This window comes from Prauserella shujinwangii, from assembly GCF_003001955.1.
Lineage (GTDB): Bacteria > Actinomycetota > Actinomycetes > Mycobacteriales > Pseudonocardiaceae > Qaidamihabitans > Qaidamihabitans shujinwangii.
Genome location: NZ_PVNH01000002.1, coordinates 61,170 through 78,896, shown reverse-complemented (window position 1 = coordinate 78,896; position 17,727 = coordinate 61,170). Strand labels below are relative to the sequence as shown.

17 protein-coding genes are annotated in these 17,727 nt (G+C 72.9%); 10 read left to right on the top strand and 7 right to left on the bottom strand.

Annotation, left to right across the window (positions count from 1 at the left end; genetic code table 11):
* Positions 1–44: 44 nt before the first annotated feature.
* A complete protein-coding gene (locus tag B0I33_RS03655) occupies positions 45–644 on the top strand; it encodes a TetR/AcrR family transcriptional regulator (RefSeq protein ID WP_106177103.1) in 600 nt (199 codons plus the stop codon).
* Positions 645–648: 4 nt separating this feature from the next.
* Here B0I33_RS03655 and B0I33_RS03650 read toward each other — a convergent pair whose 3' ends face one another.
* The 3 genes from B0I33_RS03650 to B0I33_RS03640 form a co-directional block, all read right to left on the bottom strand.
* Positions 649–1,503, bottom strand: a complete 855-nt coding sequence (locus tag B0I33_RS03650) for a cytochrome c biogenesis CcdA family protein (protein WP_106177102.1) — start codon at positions 1,501–1,503, stop codon at positions 649–651.
* 1 nt (position 1,504) lies between these two features.
* Entirely contained in the window at positions 1,505–2,113 is a 609-nt protein-coding gene (locus B0I33_RS03645) for a redoxin domain-containing protein (protein WP_106177101.1), read from the bottom strand.
* 223 nt (positions 2,114–2,336) lie between these two features.
* Positions 2,337–3,701: a flavin monoamine oxidase family protein gene (locus B0I33_RS03640; protein WP_245900428.1), complete on the bottom strand. Its 1,365-nt coding sequence runs from the start codon at positions 3,699–3,701 to the stop codon at positions 2,337–2,339.
* 103 nt (positions 3,702–3,804) lie between these two features.
* On the opposite strand from B0I33_RS03640, the gene B0I33_RS03635 reads away from it, so the two are divergent.
* A complete protein-coding gene (locus tag B0I33_RS03635; RefSeq protein ID WP_181193164.1) occupies positions 3,805–4,401 on the top strand; it encodes a TetR/AcrR family transcriptional regulator in 597 nt (198 codons plus the stop codon).
* Here B0I33_RS03635 and B0I33_RS03630 read toward each other — a convergent pair.
* Positions 4,388–5,599, bottom strand: coding sequence for a PQQ-dependent sugar dehydrogenase (locus B0I33_RS03630; protein WP_106177098.1), 1,212 nt, complete (start codon positions 5,597–5,599; stop codon positions 4,388–4,390). The two genes, B0I33_RS03635 and B0I33_RS03630, sit on opposite strands and share 14 nt — an antisense overlap.
* A gap of 173 nt (positions 5,600–5,772) precedes the next feature.
* On the opposite strand from B0I33_RS03630, the gene mfd reads away from it, so the two are divergent.
* Positions 5,773–9,333: a transcription-repair coupling factor gene (gene mfd, locus B0I33_RS03625; protein ID WP_106177639.1), complete on the top strand. Its 3,561-nt coding sequence runs from the start codon at positions 5,773–5,775 to the stop codon at positions 9,331–9,333.
* A 15-nt stretch (positions 9,334–9,348) separates the two neighbouring features.
* Here the strand turns inward: mfd and B0I33_RS03620 are convergent, their stop codons facing one another.
* Positions 9,349–10,356, bottom strand: coding sequence for a hypothetical protein (locus tag B0I33_RS03620; protein WP_106177097.1), 1,008 nt, complete (start codon positions 10,354–10,356; stop codon positions 9,349–9,351).
* Between the two features lie 182 nt (positions 10,357–10,538).
* Here B0I33_RS03620 and B0I33_RS03615 point away from each other — a divergent pair, with 182 nt between their 5' ends.
* From B0I33_RS03615 to B0I33_RS03605, 3 genes are read left to right on the top strand one after another with little or no spacing between them, the layout of a single operon-like run.
* A complete protein-coding gene (locus B0I33_RS03615) occupies positions 10,539–11,489 on the top strand; it encodes a SurA N-terminal domain-containing protein (RefSeq protein ID WP_106177096.1) in 951 nt (316 codons plus the stop codon).
* Positions 11,486–12,451, top strand: coding sequence for a nucleoside triphosphate pyrophosphohydrolase (locus B0I33_RS03610; protein WP_106177095.1), 966 nt, complete (start codon positions 11,486–11,488; stop codon positions 12,449–12,451). The genes B0I33_RS03615 and B0I33_RS03610 overlap by 4 nt, the downstream gene beginning before the upstream one ends.
* A gap of 51 nt (positions 12,452–12,502) precedes the next feature.
* On the top strand, positions 12,503–13,282 hold the full coding sequence (locus B0I33_RS03605; protein WP_245900427.1) for a lytic transglycosylase domain-containing protein: 780 nt from the start codon (positions 12,503–12,505) through the stop codon (positions 13,280–13,282).
* On the opposite strand, the gene B0I33_RS03600 is transcribed toward B0I33_RS03605, so the two are convergent.
* Entirely contained in the window at positions 13,261–14,166 is a 906-nt protein-coding gene (locus tag B0I33_RS03600) for an NAD(P)/FAD-dependent oxidoreductase (RefSeq protein WP_106177094.1), read from the bottom strand. The two genes, B0I33_RS03605 and B0I33_RS03600, sit on opposite strands and share 22 nt — an antisense overlap.
* Before the next feature lie 66 nt (positions 14,167–14,232).
* Between B0I33_RS03600 and B0I33_RS03595 the strand changes: the two genes are divergently transcribed.
* Positions 14,233–14,802 (top strand): helix-turn-helix domain-containing protein, encoded by a 570-nt coding sequence (locus B0I33_RS03595; RefSeq protein WP_106177093.1) that lies wholly within the window; start codon positions 14,233–14,235, stop codon positions 14,800–14,802.
* Between the two features lie 9 nt (positions 14,803–14,811).
* Here the strand turns inward: B0I33_RS03595 and B0I33_RS03590 are convergent, their stop codons facing one another.
* A complete protein-coding gene (locus B0I33_RS03590; RefSeq protein WP_106177092.1) occupies positions 14,812–15,216 on the bottom strand; it encodes a tetratricopeptide repeat protein in 405 nt (134 codons plus the stop codon).
* Between the two features lie 97 nt (positions 15,217–15,313).
* Between B0I33_RS03590 and B0I33_RS03585 the strand changes: the two genes are divergently transcribed.
* The 3 genes from B0I33_RS03585 (at position 15,314) to B0I33_RS03575 (ending at position 17,717) form a co-directional block, all read left to right on the top strand.
* Entirely contained in the window at positions 15,314–15,781 is a 468-nt protein-coding gene (locus B0I33_RS03585) for a VOC family protein (RefSeq protein ID WP_245900426.1), read from the top strand.
* 91 nt (positions 15,782–15,872) lie between these two features.
* Positions 15,873–17,159 (top strand): phosphopyruvate hydratase, encoded by a 1,287-nt coding sequence (gene eno, locus B0I33_RS03580; RefSeq protein WP_106177091.1) that lies wholly within the window; start codon positions 15,873–15,875, stop codon positions 17,157–17,159.
* 195 nt (positions 17,160–17,354) lie between these two features.
* Complete coding sequence (locus B0I33_RS03575) at positions 17,355–17,717, top strand: FtsB family cell division protein (RefSeq protein ID WP_181193163.1); 363 nt, start codon at positions 17,355–17,357, stop codon at positions 17,715–17,717.
* Positions 17,718–17,727 lie beyond the last annotated feature (10 nt).

The following is a 17,727-nucleotide window of genomic DNA, read 5'->3' as shown; positions in this document are numbered from 1 at the left end:
CGGCCACCGGGGTACGGCCGGGTGCCCCGGTGGCCCGGGTACGGATGACCGGCACCGAGCGCAGGCAGCAGCTGCTCAACGTGGCGCGGGAGCTCTTCGCCGAGAAGGGGTTCGACGGTGCCTCGATCGAGGAGATCGCGCACCGGGCGAACGTGTCGAAACCGGTTGTGTACGAGCATTTCGGCGGCAAGGAGGGGATCTACGCGGTCGTCGTGGACCGCGAGACCCAGCTCCTGCTCGACCGGATGGTGTCGACGCTCAGCGGCGGGCACCCGCGCGCGATGCTGGAGCAGGCGGCGACCGCGCTGCTGAGCTACGTCGAGGAGTCCCACGACGGGTTCCGGATCCTGGTCAGGGACTCGCCGGTGGCCAGCGCGACCGGGACGTTCTCGACGCTGCTCAACGACATCGCGAGCCAGGTCGAGCACATCCTCGGCCAGCAGTTCTCCGCGCGGGGATACGACGACAAGCTCGCGGCGCTCTACGCGCAGGCGCTCGTCGGCATGGTCGCGCTGACCGGTCAGTGGTGGCTCGACGCGCGCAAGCCCAAGCGCGACGAGGTGGCCGCCCACCTGGTGAACCTGGCCTGGAACGGGTTGTCCCACCTGGAGCACAAGCCGAAGCTGCGGCTCACCGACTCGTGAGGGTTCACTCGCGAGGCGTGCGCACCCGGCTGGTGACCGCCGCCGCGAGGACCACCAGCACGGCGAGCGCGGCCACCAGCGGTACCGGGCCGATCGCGTCCACCCACGCGGCGAGCGTCGACTGCACGCCCCGTGCCGCGTCCACCACCGGGTCTTCGGCCGAGCCGCCCGCGTGGAACAGCCGCAGCTCGTACACCCCGTAGTAGCCGATGTAGAGGCCGGCGAGCACCAGCAGGGCGCCCCCGGCGCGGTGCACGTGGGGCAGCAGGCGCCGGACGTGGGCGGCCACGGCCGAGCTGGCCAGCGCCACCGCCACCGCGAGCACTCCCACGACGAGCGTCATGCCGAGACCGTAGGCGAGGTAGGCGGCGACTCCGGTGCCGATCGACCCGCTCCGGAACGTCGTCGCGGTCACCGCGAGGAACGGCGCGATCGTGCAGGACAGCGACGCCACGGCGTAGGCGAACCCGTAGCCGAGCATCGACCCGAGGCGGGCCGTCGGCGCGCCCTTCGCGGGTCTGGGCAGCAGCAGCGTCAGCTCCCGCCCGGTGAGCAACCACGCCCCGAACGCCACCATCAGCACCCCGACCACGACCGTGACCACGGGCAGGTACTGCTGCACGGAGGCCGCCAGTGGGGCGATCACCAGCCCGAAGAGACCGAACACCGTGAGGAAGCCGACGGCCATCGCCGCCGTCGCCACGAGCGCCCTTCCGGTCGCGGCGAGCCTGCCGTGCCGCTCGGCGCCCTCCCCGGCGACGACGAGCGCCAGGTAGGCGGGCAGCATCGCGAAGCCGCACGGGTTGACGGTGGCGACCATGCCCGCCGCGAGCGCGAAGCCGAGCGCGTCCAGTTCCATCTCAGCCGGCCAGGCCGCCGACCCGGTCGGCCAGCTCGTCCGCGGACAGCTGCTGCTTGACGACCTCCACCGTGCCGTCCGGGCTGACGAAGGCGTAGGCGGGCTGGTAGGTCACGCCGAACCGCTGCCAGAGCGCCCCGCCGCTGTCGTCGAGGTGACGGAAACCGCCGACGCCGTAGTCGCGGACGAACTCCCGCATCTCCGCCCGGCCCGCCTGCGACGCGACCCCGACGAAAGTCACCTCGCCCTTGCTCGCCCCGGCCGTGCGGGCCAGCGATGGCGCCTCGGCGCGGCAGTTCGGGCACCACGGGGCCCAGAACCACAGCACGGCGGCCTTGCCCGCGAGGCTGCTTCCGGAGAACGGCTCGCCGTCCAGCGTCGTGGCGGTGAACCGGAGTTGCTCGGGGACCTCGGCCGCGGGTGGTGTCGATGCCGGGTTCCCGGCGGTCGAACCGGCCGATGTGGACGGTGTGGACGGTGTGGAGGAGGCGGGCGAGGACGATCCCGCCGCGGGCTCCTGCGCCACCGGCTCCGCGCCGCAGCCCGCCAGCATCGCCGCGGTGGCGACCGCGCACAGCGCCGCACCGAACGTCCTGGCGCGAAGGGACATGAGTGACCTCCCGGTGTCGACGGCTCGCCGATCATCCTGGGCCACGAACCCGCCGAGAGGTACGGAGGGCCGGATTACGGACCTGTGACGTCTCACCACCCGCCTGCCGGCGTTTCCCCAATGTGGCATTCGGTGCGGTGAACGCACCGAATGCCACATTGGGGGCGTTGACCGCACCCAAAGTGGCATTGGGGAGCTTCGTGCGGTCGGTTCGGGGCCGGGTTCAGGTGGCGAGCACCTCGTCCGCGGCCCGCTCCCCGGCGGTCAGTGCCCCGTCGAGGTAGCCGTTCCACTCGGTCGCCGTCTCGGTGCCGGCCCAGTGGATCCGGCCGACCGGTTCCCGCAGCGCCCTGCCGTGCCCGGTCCACCCGCCCGGTGGCAGGTAGCCGCCGTAGCAGCCCCGCGTCCACTCCTCCTCGGCCCACGCCCGTTCCAGGTACCGCTCCGGATCCGCCGCCTCCGGCCCGAAGAACCGCGTGAAGCAGCCGAGCACCTGTTCGCGCCGCCGCTCCACGGGTAACCGGCCGAGCGCCCGCGCCTGGTTGCCCTCGAGGAAGCCGAGCAGCACCCCCGGCGCGGAGCCCGGCGGCGAGTTGTCGAAGCACACCTTCACCGGACCGGTCGCGCTGGTGACCTGTCCCGACAACCCGTCGGCGCGCCAGAACGGCTCCGGGTACACGGCCATCGTCTTGATCACCGAGCCCTGCGCGTAGCGCTGGCAGAGCTGGTCGCGCAGTCCCGGCAGCGGCGGGTCGTACGCGATCCGCACGCTCAGCGCCGGTGGCACCGCGACGATCACCTGGGACGCCCTGACCTCGGTGCCGTCGGTGGAGACGGTCACGCCGTCGCGCTCCTGCCTGATCCGGCGCACCGGGGCGCCCAGCCGCACGGCGTCTCCCAGGCGCGCGGCGAGGTGGTGGGCGATCCGCTGCGTGCCGCCCTCGACCCGCCACTTCTGCGCGCCGTCCTCGGTGGAGATGAGCCGGCCGAGCCCGCCGCCCGAGCGCACGTAGAACAGGAAGTGCAGCAGGGAGACGTCGGAGGGCGCCACCGCCCACACGCCCTCGCACACGATCGTGCAGAACGCGCGACCGCCCTCGGTGCGCACGTTGCGCCGCATCCACGAGGAGAACGTCTCGCCGTCCCACCGCTCGGCACGCGGGGCCGCCCACGGCCGGTCGAGGGGCACCTCCCGCGCCATCCGGTCCAGCCGCAGCTGTGCCTGGGCGATGTCGGCGATGACCAGCGGGTTCAACCGGGGCACCGAGCCCCGGTAGCGGTGCAGCCTGCCGCGGAACTCGAAGAGCTTGTCGCCGTCGTCGAACGTGGGGTAGGTGCGCAGTCCCAGCTCGGTGAGCAGGGCGAGCACGCGCTCCTGCGTCGGCCCCACCCACTGGCCGCCGAGCTCGACCACCTTGCCCTCGCCGACCGGCTCGTTGAGCGTGCGGCCGCCGACGCGATCCCTCGCTTCCAGGACGGTTACCGAACGGCCCCGCGCGGCAACTCTCGTGGCGGCGGCCAGCCCGGACAGGCCCGCTCCGACGACAACGACATCGCAGACAGCGTGGATATCGGATCCGTGCCGCACGCCGCACCCCCGAGGCGCCGAGTTGGTCATTTGACTAAGTCATTCGACCGTAATCTCCGGGTCGGATATGGTCAACCGACCACGACCGGTACCCGGAGGGCAGATGGCACGGCTTTCCTCGGCCGAGCGGCGCCGTCAGCTCGTCCGGGCCGCGCTCGACGTGCTGAGCGCCGAGGGGCTCGCGGCGGCGACCACCCGCCGGATCGCGGAGCGCGCGGGGGTGCAGCTCGCGACCGTGCACTACGTCTTCGCCGACAAGCAGGAACTGCTGCGCGCGGTGCTCGAGCAGGTCACCGAGGACATCGCCGCGACGCTGGAGCGCTCGATCGAGCCAGGGGGCGGGCTCGCCAAGGCGATCGAGGACAGCGTGCACGGCTTCTGGCGCGTCGTGGAAGCGGATCCCGGCCTGCAGCTCATGCAGTACGAGCTCACCACCCATGCCTTGCGCCAGCCGGGACTGGCCGGGCTCGCCGAGTGGCAGTACACCCGCTACTGCGAGGTCGTCGAGGCGGCGCTGCGCGAGGCCGGGCGGGACGCCGACCGGCCGCCGGTGCCGCTGCCGCAGCTCGCCAGGCTCCTCGTCGCCGGTGTCGACGGCGTGATCCTGCAGTTCGTCGTCCACCGCGACGTCGGCAGGGCGCGGCAGGACGTCCGGAACCTGCTCGCCGCGCTCCGCGCGACCGCCCTCACTCCGGGGTGACGCGCAGCAGCTGGTCGTTCTCGCCCGAGGACGTGGTGACGTAGAGCGCCCCGTCCGGGCCGCCGCGCACCGCGCGCAACCTGCCGAACTCGTCGTCGAACTCGGGCGGGATCAGCACCTCGGTGACGTTCTCGCCCGCGTCGTCGATGCGGAACAGCAGCAGCTTCTGCCCGCGCAACGCGCACACCGCGAGCATCCCGTCGAGGTCGCCCCACTGGTCGCCGCGCACGAACGCGGCTCCGCTCGGCGCCTCGGTCAGCTCACCGGTGGTCCACAGTGGAGGAACAGCGTCCGGGAACCGTTCGAGGTCGGTCATCGGCACGTCCTCGTCGTAGAAGTCGACGGTGCCGCCCTGCGAAGGGTCCCAGCCGTAGTTCCCGCCCGCACGCAGCCGGTTCACCTCGTCGAACCCGGTGGGCCCGTGCTCGGAGGTGAACATCTGGCCGGTGCCCGGCCGCAACGCGACGCCCTGCACGTTGCGGTGGCCGTAGGTGTACACGCGCCGTTCGTTCGCGTTGTCCGACGACGCGAACGGGTTGTCCGGCAGGCCCTCGCCGGTCTCCAGGTCGATCCGGAGCACCTTCCCGCCGAGGCTCGTGCGGTCCTGCGGGATGGTCGGGTCGTCGGCGATGTCGCCGGTGCCCACGAACAGTGCGCCGTCCGGGCCCAGCGTGGGGCGGCAGCCGGAGTGCCTGCCGCTCGGGTTGATCGGCAGCCCGGTCAGCAGGTCACGCAGCCGGGTGGCGCTCCGCCCGTCCTCCGACAGCCGCCACGTCACCAGCCGCACGTCGACCGGCTGCCCGCCCTCCTGGTGCGTCTGGCAGGTGGTGAACTCGCGCGACGAGGAGAAGTCCGGGTGCACGACCATGCCCATCAGCCCGCCCTCGCCCTGCACGTAGACGCTGGACAGGTCCGCGTCCACGGTCGTCGAGGTCGCGCCGGGCCCGGTGCCGGACACGAGCGTCAGCCGGGCGGGCCGCTCGGTGACCAGGACCCGGCCGTCCGGCAGGAAGCCGATGTCCCAGCCGTGCTCGAGTCCCGCCACCACCTCCTCGACCCGCAGCCCGGTGGCGGGCTCGGTGGTCGGGGCCGTGGTGGGCACGGCCGCGGGCGGCTGGTTCTCCGCGCCGGGCGAGCAGGCGGTGACCAGCGCCACGATCAGGACGAACCCGGCGATCGCGATACTTCGTACGCGCATGTGCGCCAGTGTGCCTCACTGTCGCCGGCCTGTGTGCCGTGTCGTACGGTCGCCGTACCCTGGAGTTCGAGAGCCTGGATCGCCGCCGCCCGCCTCGTCCCGGGCAGCGGTGTGTCCTCATGTGAGGGGAATCGTTGGTGGCCAAGTCCAGCGCCGAGCCGCGCACTGCCCAGCTGTCCGGACTGCTGTCCGCGGTCCTGCCCGATCCCGCCCTGCGCGGCGTCGTCGAACGGGCGGGCGCACCGCTGCTCGACCTGGAGGGCGCGGCGGCCACCCGGCAGCTGGTGATCGCCGCGCTCGCCGCCGAGCGGGGGGCGAACCGGCCCGTCCTCGCGGTCACGGCGACCGGCCGGGAGGCCGACGAACTCACCGCCGCGCTCGGCAGCCTGCTGGGCACCGACGTCGTGGCGCACTTCCCCTCGTGGGAGACGCTGCCGCACGAGCGGCTCTCCCCCAGGGCGGACACCGTCGGCAGGCGGCTCGCGGTGCTGCACCGGCTCGCCCAGCCGGGGCACGGCGGGCTGCGCGTCGTGGTCGCGACCGTGCGCAGCCTGATCCAGCCGATGGCGCCCGGACTGGGCGGCCTGGAGCCGGTCGAACTCCGTGTCGGCGTGGAGAACGAGTTCGAGCGGGTGCTCGAACGTCTCGTCGAGCTGGCCTACACCCGCGTGGACATGGTCGAGAAGCGCGGCGAGTTCGCGGTACGCGGCGGCATCCTGGACGTGTTCGGGCCCACCGACGAGCATCCGCACCGCATCGAGTTCTGGGGCGACGAGGTCAGCGAGATCCGCGCCTTCGCGGTGTCCGACCAGCGCTCGCTCGAGGGCGAGGTCACCGAGATCGTCGCCCCGCCGTGCCGCGAGCTGCTGCTCACCGAGGACGTCAAGGCGCGCGCCGCCAAGCTCGCCGAGGTGCACGCCGCCGACGCGCAGCTCGCGGAGATGCTCACCAAGCTCGCCGACGGCATCCCGTGTGAGGGGATGGAGTCGCTCATCCCGGTGCTCTGCGAGGGCGAGCTGGACCTGCTCACCGACGCGATGCCCGAGGGCACGCACGTCCTGCTCGCCGACCCGGAGAAGATCCGCGCCCGCGCGCGGGACCTCGTGCGCACCGGGCAGGAGTTCCTCGAGGCCTCGTGGACCACCGCCGCGGACGGTGGCCGCGCGCCGATCGACCTCGGGGCTTCGGCGTACCGCGACCTCGCCGAGGTGCGCTCGCACGCGCGGGACACCGGCAGGGCGTGGTGGACGCTGTCCCAGCTGACCAGCGAGGAGGACGTCTACCGGGTCGGCATCGACAGCTCGCCCGCCTACCGGGGCGAGCTGGAGAAGGCGAGTGCCGACCTGCGCGCGCACGCGGCCTCGGGCGGCGCCGCCGTGGTGGTGGTGCCCGGCGCGGGCACGGCCGCCCGTGCGGTGGAGCAGCTCTCCGCCGCCGAGGTCCCCGCCACGCTCGCCGCGGACGGACTGGCCGCGCCGCCCGCCACCGGTGTCGTCACCGTGACCTGCGGTGGGCTCGCCGACGGCTTCGTGGCGCCGGGATCGGCGCTCGTGGTGCTCAGTGAGTCCGACATCACCGGCCGGGGCGCCACGGCGGGGCGCTCGACGCGGGACCTCAACACCAAGATGCCGTCCCGGCGGCGCAACGCCGTCGACCCCATCGCGCTGAAGTCCGGCGACTACGTCGTGCACGACCAGCACGGCATCGGCCGGTTCGTGGAGATGGTGCAGCGCACGGTGGGCGGTGCGACGAGGGAGTACCTCGTCCTGGAGTACGCGCCGTCGAAGCGCGGGCACCCCGGCGACCGGCTGTTCGTACCGACCGACCAGCTGGACGAGGTGTCCCGCTACGTCGGCGGGGAGCTGCCGACGCTGAACAAGCTCGGCGGCTCCGACTGGAAGAACACGAAGGCCAAGGCGCGCAAGGCCGTCAAGGAGATCGCCGCCGAACTGGTGCAGCTCTACGCGGCCCGCCAGGCCGCGCCGGGGCACGCGTTCGGCGCGGACACGCCGTGGCAGCGTGAGCTGGAGGACGCGTTCCCGTTCGTCGAGACCGTCGACCAGCTCGCGGCGATCGACGAGGTCAAGGTCGACATGCAGAGCGGCGTGCCGATGGACCGGGTCATCTGCGGCGACGTGGGCTACGGCAAGACCGAGATCGCGGTGCGGGCCGCGTTCAAGGCCGTGCAGGACGGCAAGCAGGTCGTGGTGCTCGTGCCGACCACGCTGCTCGCCCAGCAGCACCTGAACACCTTCGCCGAGCGGATGTCCGCGTTCCCGGTGACGATCAGGGGTCTCTCCCGCTTCACCGACCCGAACGAGGCGGAGCAGACCATCGCCGGGCTCGCCGACGGTGAGGTCGACATCGTCATCGGCACGCACCGGCTGCTGCAGGCCGGGATCCGGTACAAGGACCTCGGGCTCGTGATCGTCGACGAGGAGCAGCGCTTCGGCGTCGAGCACAAGGAGCACATCAAGGCGCTGCGGACCCACGTGGACGTGCTGACGATGTCCGCGACGCCGATTCCGCGCACGCTGGAGATGAGCCTCGCGGGCATCCGCGAGATGTCCACGATCCTCACGCCGCCGGAGGACCGGCACCCGATCCTCACCTACGTCGGCGCGTACGACGACAAGCAGGTGGGCGCCGCGATCCGCCGCGAGCTGCTGCGTGACGGTCAGGTGTTCTACGTGCACAATCGCGTCTCGTCGATCGAGAAGGCGGCCCGCAGGCTGCGCGAGCTGGTCCCGGAGGCGCGGATCGTCACCGCGCACGGGCAGATGAACGAGCACCGGCTCGAGCAGATCATCCAGGGGTTCTGGGAACGCGAGTACGACGTCCTCGTGTGCACCACGATCGTCGAGACAGGCCTGGACATCTCCAATGCCAACACGCTGATCGTCGAGCGCGCCGACATGCTCGGCCTGGCCCAGCTGCACCAGCTGCGCGGCCGGGTGGGCCGGGGCCGTGAGCGCGGGTACGCGTACTTCCTGTACCCGCCGGAGCAGCCGCTGACCGAGACCGCGCACGACCGGCTGGCGACGATCGCGCAGAACACCGAGCTCGGTGCGGGCATGGCCGTGGCGATGAAGGACCTGGAGATCCGCGGTGCGGGCAACATCCTCGGCGCCGAGCAGTCCGGGCACATCGCGGGAGTCGGCTTCGACCTCTACGTCCGGCTGGTCGGCGAGGCCGTCGACGCGTTCCGGGCGCACGCGGGCGCCGAGCCCTCGGATGCGGAGCAGCCGACCGAGGTCAGGGTGGACCTGCCCGTCGACGCGCACATCCCGCACGACTACGTGCCGGGCGAGCGGCTGCGGCTGGAGGCGTACCGCAAGATCGCGGCCGCGCCCGACCGGGCGGGGCTCGACGCGGTGCTCGACGAGCTCGTCGACCGGTACGGGCAGTCCCCGGCCCCGGTGCGCAGGCTGCTCGCGGTGGCCGCCTTCCGCCAGTCGTGCCGTGCGGCGGGGGTCACCGAGGTGACCCTGCAGGGCAACTCGATCCGGTTCGCGCCGCTGCCGCTGGCCGACTCGCAGCTGGTGCGGCTCAAGCGGCTGTACCCGAAGGCCGTGTACAAGGCGGTGACCAACACGGTCTCGGTGCCGCGCCCGACCGAGGGGCCCGCGGGCGGCCGCATCGGCGCGCCACCGCTGCGCGACGAGGCCCTGCTCGACTGGTGCACCGAGCTGCTGACCGCCATGACAAGGCAACCGGCCGCCGTCGGCTCGTGAGTGAGGAACGTTGTTCTAACCACGTTTCTCACTCACGAGGCCTGAGCAGCGGCAACGGGATTCGGTCGGCTCCCAGCCGTGCCGGTGCAGCACCGCCCGCACCTCGGCGGCCACCGCGCAGGGAGCGGTGTGCACGTCGTGCCAGCCGTAGACGAGCCGGGAGCGCGCCGCCAGCTCGGCGGCGTTGTCTCGCCGCCGGTCCCGGAACGCCACGCGGGCGGTGGCGTGATGCCTCCTCCCGTCGAGGCGCACGGTCAGCGGCACGCCGAGCGGGTCGTAGGTGACGTCCTCCCACAACACCTTGCCGTCCACTTCCACCGGTGTCTGGCGGCGACCGGGCGGGATGCCGTGCGCACGTTCGACCCGCTCGGAGTACTCGACTTCGAGCGCGGACATGAACCCGCCCGCGACCAAGTCGAGTGCGTGGGTGATCGCGGCACGGTAGCGCCTCGGTGGCCGGTTCTGGACGCAGCCACGCATGTCGGCCACCGGGACCGCCGCCGAACTCACCAGGTCGACCACCAGGTAGGTCGCCTGTTGCGCGGAGTCCTGGGCCACCGCGAGATCGACGATGGTGTCGGTGCGTTTCGTGCGGCGGGGCGCGGTCTCGACGACCGAGTGCCGCAACGCCCGCGATCGGTGTACCCGCACCACGGGAGGCTGCGAGACCGCGGAGCACGTGTAGGGGACCGTGATCTCCACCGGACGGTCGGCGATCGGGAGCATCCCCCACTCCTCGGCCGCGGTGTGGTGGGAGAGCGCGGCGAGGCCGCCCCCGTAGAGCAGAGCCGCGTGCAACCGCGCCGGACGGGGCAGCTCCCCGGTGAACGTGGCGAGCACCCGGGGCAGCACTCGCCGCCATCGGCCGGCCTTGAGGTTGGCGACGACATCGGCCTCGGAATGGCCGTGCGTGTACAGCTGCGCCAGCGAGACCACCCCGGCCTGATCGTCGAGCAGGCACTGCCAGCTGGTGCGCCGGTCGGGAGGGACGGCCTCGGTGGACCATCGTCGATGCAGAGGCATGCCCCGACGGTCCGGCAGCCCACGCCACCGGTGGGCCCGACCGCGAAATCTGTGGACAACCGACCGAGGTGTGGACAACCAGCCGCCGCGGGGTCGTGAGTGAATAACGTTGTTCTAACCACGTTCTTCACTCACGACCGGTGGTTGTGGTTCCGCCGGAGCGATATGAGAAGGTACGGCCTGTGACCCGGATCATCCGCCGCCCCGCCACGCTGGTCCTCGCGCTGATCGCCTCGCTCGTGCTCGCCGGCTGCGGCTCCGGCCCGAGCCAGGTCACGTCGGCCGCGATCATCGGCGACCACGCGATTCCGCTCGACGACGTGCAGCGCGAGATCCAGTGGGTGCTCGACAACGTGCCCGAGGCGAAGCAGGCCCAGCAGCAGGGCAACTTCGCCCAGCAGTCCAGGGAGATCGTGCGCAGCCGGATCATCCACCATCTCGTGACGGTGGCCGCCCAGCGCGAGGGGCTGCGGGCCGATCCCGCCCAGATCGAGGAACTGATCAACAGCAGCGGCGGGACCGAGTCGATCGCCCGCTCCATCGGCATCGCGCCCGAACGGGTGCGGGACGCCGCCGCCGACCAGGTGCTCCTGCAGCAGCTCGCGCGGCGCTACGCCGACCGCGTGTCCGTGCGGCTCGTCGGCACCACGATCCGCGAGGAGAGCGCGGAGTCCACGGCCGAGGAGAAGGCGCTCGCGCTGGGCCGCCGGATCGCCGCCGACCCCGGTGCGGCGGAGCGGATCATCCGCGACGGTGGTTACCAGGTGCTCGACCAGGAGCTGGCGCTCGCCGACGCGCTGCAGAACCAGCCGGAGATCGCGATCAGCTCCGTGTTCGGTGCCGGGGAGGGTTCGGTGATCGTGATCCAGCCCAGCCGGGAGCAGACCGGGTGGCTGGTCGGGCTGATCAGGGACCGGAAGGTCACCGCGGGCGGCTCGCAGCAGTCCGTGCAGCAGGCGAGCGGCCAGGTGCTGTACTGGGCCGGCGTGCGGATGCTCCAGCCGATCGCCGACGAGCTGGGCGTGCGGGTCAACCCGCGCTACGGCGTGTGGGACGCGACGGAGATGGCTCCGGCCGCGAGCGAGGACGAGGTGACCGGCTACCAGCTGAGCCCCCGTACCGTGCAGCCATGACCTCTCCCTTCGCTTCGGTGGTGCTCGTTTCTCCCGCACTGCCGGCGATGCTCCCTGCCGCGGCGTGGCCGGTGCTGCGGTCGGCGGAGGCCGTCTACGCCGCCGCCGATCTGCCCGAGGACACCCGGAGCGCGCTGGACGCCAAGGCCGCGCCCGACCCGGCCACGCTGCGTACCCAGCGTGGCGTGGTGCTGGTCGCCGCGAGCACGCGGGACCCGGGCGCCGCCGCGCTGGTCGAGGCCGGCGCCACCGTCATCGGCGGGCCGGTGCCGGCGCTGGTGCGGGCGGCCGAGGTGATGGACCGCCTGCGTTCGCCCGGCGGCTGCCCGTGGGACGCGGTGCAGACCCACGAGTCCCTGCGCCAGTACCTGGTCGAGGAGACCTACGAGCTGCTCGACGCGATCGAGCACGGCGACCGGGAGGCGCTGCGCGAGGAACTCGGCGACGTGCTGCTGCAGGTGCTCTTCCACGCCAGGGTCGCCACCGAGCACGAGGGCGACCCGTTCGGCATCGACGACGTCGCCGAGGCGCTCGTCGCGAAGCTGGTCGGCAGGCACCCGCACGTGTTCACCGACGCCGAGAAGGTGCGCACGGCCGAGCACCAGCAGGTGCGCTGGGAGGAGCTCAAGCAGGCGGAGAAGCGTCGCGAGTCCATTGTGGACGGTATCGCGTTCGGTCAGCCCGCCGCCGCGCTCGCGGGCAAGCTCGGCCAGCGCACCGGCAGGGCCGGGCTGCCGTTCGACCTCTTCCCCCCGGGCGACGACGAGGGTTCGAAGCTGTTCCGCCTCGCGGCCGCGGCCCGCAGGGCCGGCCTCGATCCCGAGGACGCGCTGCGGGTGGTGGCGAAGGCGTTCGCGGCCGACGTGCGGGCCGCCGAGCGCGCGGCCCGCGACGCGGGGCTCGACCCGGCGACCCTCGATGCCGAGGGGTGGCGCCGGTGCTGGCCCCTTCCGCGGCGGTGAACGGCCCCGGACCGCGCCCGGCGGCGGCCCTCCGGCACGTAGCCTGATCGGGTGGTCGACTCGACTCCGCCGCCCCGTGTCCTCGGCCGGCTGCTGCTCGTGCTGCTGCTGGTGGGGACGGGGCTGACGCTGATCCTCACCGTCGGGATCACCAAGGACGAGCCGGACTCGACGTTCACGGTTCCCGAGCGGCGGCCGCAGCCGCACGCGGCCGTCCCGCGCGCCGCCGTGCGCGCGCCCGTCGACCGGCCCAACGCCTCCGATCAGGTAGAGCTGGACGCCTGGGCGGAGCGGGTCTCCGCCACCACCGAGGTGCCCGCGCGGGTGGTCGCCGCGTACGGTAGGGCGGAGATGTGGCTGCGCGGCGAGCGGCCGTCCTGCGGGCTGTCGTGGGGCACGCTCGCCGGGATCGGCCGCATGGAGTCCCGGCACGGTCAGCTCGACGGCAACCGCATCGGGCAGGACGGCAGGCCGGACCGGCCGATCGTCGGCGTGCCGCTCGACGGCTCACCCGGCGTGCGGGCCATCCGCGACACCGACGGCGGGCGGCTCGACGGCGACCGTGCCTGGGACCGCGCGGTGGGGCCGATGCAGTTCCTGCCGGAGACGTGGCGGCGCTGGGGCGTCCGTGCCACCCGCGACGGTGCCCGGCCCGACCCGCAGGACATCGACGACGCCGCCCTCACCGCCGCCCGCTTCCTCTGCGCCGACGGCCGCGACCTGCGCGATCCCCGGGACTGGTGGGACGCCGTGCTGGCGTACAACGCGTCGGTGTCCTACGCGCAGGACGTGCTCAGCGGCGCCGAGGCCTACGCGGCATCCGCCTCCTGATCCGGTTCGAGGACCAGGTCGAGGTTGATGTCCGCCGCCGCGCGGGCGCCGTCGCTCGCCGCCGTGATCAGCTGCGCCGCCGGGTCCACCACGTTGCCCGCGGCCCACAGCCAGGGCACGCTCGTGCGTCCCGTGCCGTCGACCGCGACGAACCCCGACTCCGCCCTGGCGCAGCCCGCGGCCGCCAGCACCCCGTCCTTGGGTACGAACCGGGGCCCCACGAAGACCGCCTCGCGGGCGACCTCGGTGCCGTCGGCGAGCCGCACCGCCCGTACCCGGTCCCCCTCGACGACGACCTCGTCGACCTTGCCCGGCACGATCCGGATGCCGCGTGCCCGCATCCGCTCGGCGTCCTCGCGGGCCGGCTCCGCGGTGTGCGGGAAGTAGACCAGGTCGGCGCTCCACTGCCGCACCAGCAGCGCCTGGTGTGGCGACCTCGGCGACGTGCCGAGCACCGCGAGCGGACGGTCGCGCACCTCCCATCCGTGGCAGTACGGGCAGTGCAGGACGTCGTGTCCCCACCGTTCCCGGACGCCGGGGATCTCGGGCAGCTCGTCCGTCAGCCCGGTCGCGACGAGCACGCGCCGGGCGGCGAGCACCCGGCCGCTCGCCAGCTCCACCAGGCGGTCGGGTCGCAGGGTGCTCACCACGTCGTCGACGAGGTCGCCGCCGTAGCCCGCGACCTCCTCCCGCCCCGCGCGCAGCAGCTCCGCGGGCGGCAGCCCGTCCCTGGAGAGGAAGCCGTGCAGGTGCCCGGCGGGGGCGTTGCGTGGGCTGCCGCCGTCCACCACGGCCACGCTCCGGCGTGCCCTCGCCAGTACCAGCGCCGCGTTGAGCCCCGCGGCTCCACCACCCACGATCACCACGTCGTATCTGTCCGTCATGCGCCCAGCGTGCGCCGCCGGCCGTCCTGGTGGCAAACTTCGTTGCCGAAGTGGCAAAGTGGGGGCATGACCGACATCGACGGGGTGCTCGCCCAGGTGGGCTCGCGGCTGCGCAGGCTGCGCCGCGAGCGCCGGATCACGCTGACGGCGGCCGCGGACGCCACCGGAATCTCGGTGAGCACGCTCTCCCGGCTCGAGTCGGGCAGCCGCAGGGCCACCCTCGAACTGCTCCTGCCGCTGGCCCGGCTCTACCAGGTCCCGCTGGACGACCTCGTCGGTGCGCCGCCGGTGGGGGACCCGCGCGTGTGTGCGGAGCCGAAGACGATGAACGGGATGACGGCGATCCCGCTGACCCGGCAGCCGGGCCAGCCGCAGGCGTTCAAGCTGGTGGTGCCGCCCCGGCCGGAGGGGCCCGATCCCCGCGTGCACGAGGGGTACGAGTGGATGTACGTGCTCAGCGGACGGCTGCGGCTCGTCCTCGCCGACCACGACATCGTGCTCGGACCGGGCGAGGCGGCCGAGTTCGACACCCGCCACCCGCACTGGTTCGCGGCGGCGGGGGACCAGCCCGCGGAGATCCTCTCCCTGTTCGGCAAGCAGGGTGAGCGGGCGCACCTGCGCGCCCGTGCGAAGTGACGGCTGCCGTCAGGTGTTCCCGAGGGTGATCCGGGCACGCACCTCGCCGATCGCCTCCTGGTACTCCGGGACCGGGTTCATCGCCGAAGCCATGCGCAGCTGGGCGAGCGCCTCGGCGAGCCTGCCGAGCCGCTGCAGGGTCCGGCCGAGGACGAACCGGGCGTAGTGGTCGGACGGGTCCATCTCGACCACCCGGGTCAACGCGTCCTCGGCTCGGTTGAGCTGCGCGGAGTGGAAGTAGGCACGGCCGGCGAGCAGCTGCACGCTCGGTTTGTCGGAATCGGCGTCCAGCACCGGTTCCAGCACTTTCAGCGCCTCGAGCGGCTTGCGCCGCTGGACCAGCGCTTCGGCCCGGCGGAAGGCCTGGAACCGGGATTCGGCCGCACGCTCCGGAACTGGCTCCTGGTCACCCATGGTCCTCTCGACGTTACCCGGCGACGGGGCGATTCTCGACCCCCGCGGCCGGGGTGACCGCCCGGCCGGTGAGCGCGGTGTGATGGACTTTGCCGTCATGAGCGACGAAGAACCGAGGTACCTCGGCCTCGCGCCGTACCTCTACTACACCGATGCGACCGAGGCGGTGGAGTGGCTGACCCGTGTCTTCGGGTTCCAGGAGAAGGTTCGCTACGTCGACGCCGCCGGTGACGTGTTCCAGGCCACCGTGCTGGTGGGCGACTCCGAGATCCACCTCACGGCGGTGGGTTCGGAGTACTGGGAGGCCAAGGGTGTCGACGGGCCGGTCGGGCAGCTCAACGTCGTGTACGTCGACGACGTGGACGGCCAGTTCGACCGGGTCTGTGCCGCCGTCGGGGACACCGTCGAGGTGTCGCGACCCCAGGACCAGCCGTACGGCGCCCGGCTGTTCACCGTGCAGGACATCGGGGGCAACAGCTGGACCTTCTGGCAGCAGGTCTCCGACGCCGTGGACCTGCCCACCGGCTGGCAGGAGATCCGCGCCGGGGACCGAGCGGCACCGTGACGTAACCCGCCTGCGTGCCTCCGCCGGGGCATCCGGGTGGGCGGCTACGCTGGGTGCCGTCGTGGCTGGCACAACCGGGTGAGGAGTAAGCGTGGCGGTGATCGAGCAGGTAGGCGCCCGCGAGATTCTGGATTCTCGCGGCAACCCGACGGTCGAAGTCGAGGTGGCCCTCGACGACGGCACGATGGCGCGGGCCGCCGTCCCTTCGGGAGCGTCCACCGGGGAGCACGAGGCCGTCGAGCTGCGTGACGGTGACTCCAACCGCTACGGCGGCAAGGGCGTCGAGCGGGCCGTCGCCGCCGTGCTCGACGAGATCGGTCCGGACCTGACCGGGGTGGACGCCGTCGACCAGCGCATCGTCGACCAGAAGCTGGTCGACCTCGACGGCACGCCGGACAAGTCGCGGCTCGGCGCGAACGCCATCCTGGGCGTCTCGCTCGCCGTCGCGAAGGCGGCGGCCGACTCGTCGGAGCTGGAGCTGTTCCGCTACCTCGGCGGGCCCAACGCGCACGTGCTGCCGGTGCCGATGATGAACATCCTGAACGGCGGTGCGCACGCCGACACCGATGTCGACATCCAGGAGTTCATGATCGCGCCGATCGGCGCCGAGTCGTTCCGCGAGGCGCTGCGGTGGGGCACCGAGACCTACCACGCGCTGAAGGCGGTGCTGAAGAGCCGCGGCCTGTCCACGGGTCTCGGCGACGAGGGCGGCTTCGCGCCGAGCCTGGCGAACAACCGCGAGGCGCTCGACATCATCCTCACCGCGATCGAGAAGGCGGGCTACCAGCCGGGCCGGGACATCGCGCTCGCGCTGGACGTCGCCGCGACCGAGTTCTTCGACGACGGCGCCTACACCTTCGAGGGCACCAAGCGCAGCGCCGAGCAGCTCGCCGGGTACTACACCGAGCTGGTCGACGCCTACCCGCTCGTGTCGATCGAGGACCCGCTGAGCGAGGACGACTGGGACGGCTGGGTGCGCCTCACCGCCGAGCTGGGCGAGCAGGTGCAGCTGGTGGGCGACGACCTGTTCGTCACCAACCCCGACCGGCTGGAGGAGGGCATCGCCCGCCGCGCCGCGAACGCGCTGCTGGTGAAGGTCAACCAGATCGGCACGCTGTCGGAGACGCTGGACGCCGTGGCGCTGGCCACGTCGTACGGTTACAAGTCGATGATGAGCCACCGCTCCGGCGAGACCGAGGACACCACGATCGCCGACCTCGCCGTGGCCACCGGCGTGGGCCAGATCAAGACCGGTGCCCCGGCGCGCAGCGAGCGGGTCGCCAAGTACAACCAGCTGCTGCGGATCGAGGAGACCCTCGGCGACGCGGCGCGGTACGCGGGCGATCTGGCCTTCCCGAGATTCACGCCGGAGGACTGATCCGCGGTGGCCGCCGAACGGGGCAGGCCGCGGGGCCGGCGGGCCGGGGGACGGGTGCAGCGCTCGTCCCCCCGCCGGCCCGAGCGGTCCCGGCGGGACACGCGCGGCAGCCGCACCGCACGGGAGGGCCGCAGGGCCCGGCTGCGCCGGGGGCTGAGCGCCACACGCGCCTCGAGCGCGGCCAAGGTGCTCGGGATGTCCACGACCAGGCGCGCGGCCGTGATGGCGATCGTCGTGTGCGCCCTGGCGTTCACGATCGCCGTGCCGCTGCGCACGTACCTGTCGCAGAAGGCGGAGGTGGCCGAGCAGGAGCGGCGCCAGGAGCAGCTGCGCGAGCAGCTGGACGACCTGCGGGACCGCAGGGCCGAGCTGAACGACCCCGCGCAGGTCGAGGCCGAGGCCCGGCGCAGGCTGCGGTTCGTGATGCCGGGCGAGACGCCGTACATCGTGCAGCTGCCCGAGGACGAGGCCGCGGCGGAGCGGCGCAGGCCGGACGAGCGGCAGCGGCCGCAGGGCGCCTGGTACGAGCGGCTGTGGGAGAGCGCGTCCGGCCCGTGAGGCGGGGTCG

Excerpts from the sequence above, each read along its gene's own strand:
- B0I33_RS03610 (WP_106177095.1), top strand. The coding sequence starts at position 11,486 with ATGACCTCTCCCTTCGCTTCGGTGGTGCTCGTTTCTCCCGCACTGCCG.
- B0I33_RS03620 (WP_106177097.1), bottom strand. The coding sequence starts at position 10,356 with ATGCCTCTGCATCGACGATGGTCCACCGAGGCCGTCCCTCCCGACCGG.
- B0I33_RS03650 (WP_106177102.1), bottom strand. The coding sequence starts at position 1,503 with ATGGAACTGGACGCGCTCGGCTTCGCGCTCGCGGCGGGCATGGTCGCC.
- B0I33_RS03655 (WP_106177103.1), top strand. The coding sequence starts at position 45 with ATGACCGGCACCGAGCGCAGGCAGCAGCTGCTCAACGTGGCGCGGGAG.
- B0I33_RS03595 (WP_106177093.1), top strand. The coding sequence starts at position 14,233 with ATGACCGACATCGACGGGGTGCTCGCCCAGGTGGGCTCGCGGCTGCGC.
- B0I33_RS03630 (WP_106177098.1), bottom strand. The coding sequence starts at position 5,599 with ATGCGCGTACGAAGTATCGCGATCGCCGGGTTCGTCCTGATCGTGGCG.
- B0I33_RS03590 (WP_106177092.1), bottom strand. The coding sequence starts at position 15,216 with ATGGGTGACCAGGAGCCAGTTCCGGAGCGTGCGGCCGAATCCCGGTTC.
- B0I33_RS03635 (WP_181193164.1), top strand. The coding sequence starts at position 3,805 with ATGGCACGGCTTTCCTCGGCCGAGCGGCGCCGTCAGCTCGTCCGGGCC.
- B0I33_RS03585 (WP_245900426.1), top strand. The coding sequence starts at position 15,314 with ATGAGCGACGAAGAACCGAGGTACCTCGGCCTCGCGCCGTACCTCTAC.
- B0I33_RS03600 (WP_106177094.1), bottom strand. The coding sequence starts at position 14,166 with ATGACGGACAGATACGACGTGGTGATCGTGGGTGGTGGAGCCGCGGGG.
- B0I33_RS03575 (WP_181193163.1), top strand. The coding sequence starts at position 17,355 with ATGTCCACGACCAGGCGCGCGGCCGTGATGGCGATCGTCGTGTGCGCC.
- B0I33_RS03645 (WP_106177101.1), bottom strand. The coding sequence starts at position 2,113 with ATGTCCCTTCGCGCCAGGACGTTCGGTGCGGCGCTGTGCGCGGTCGCC.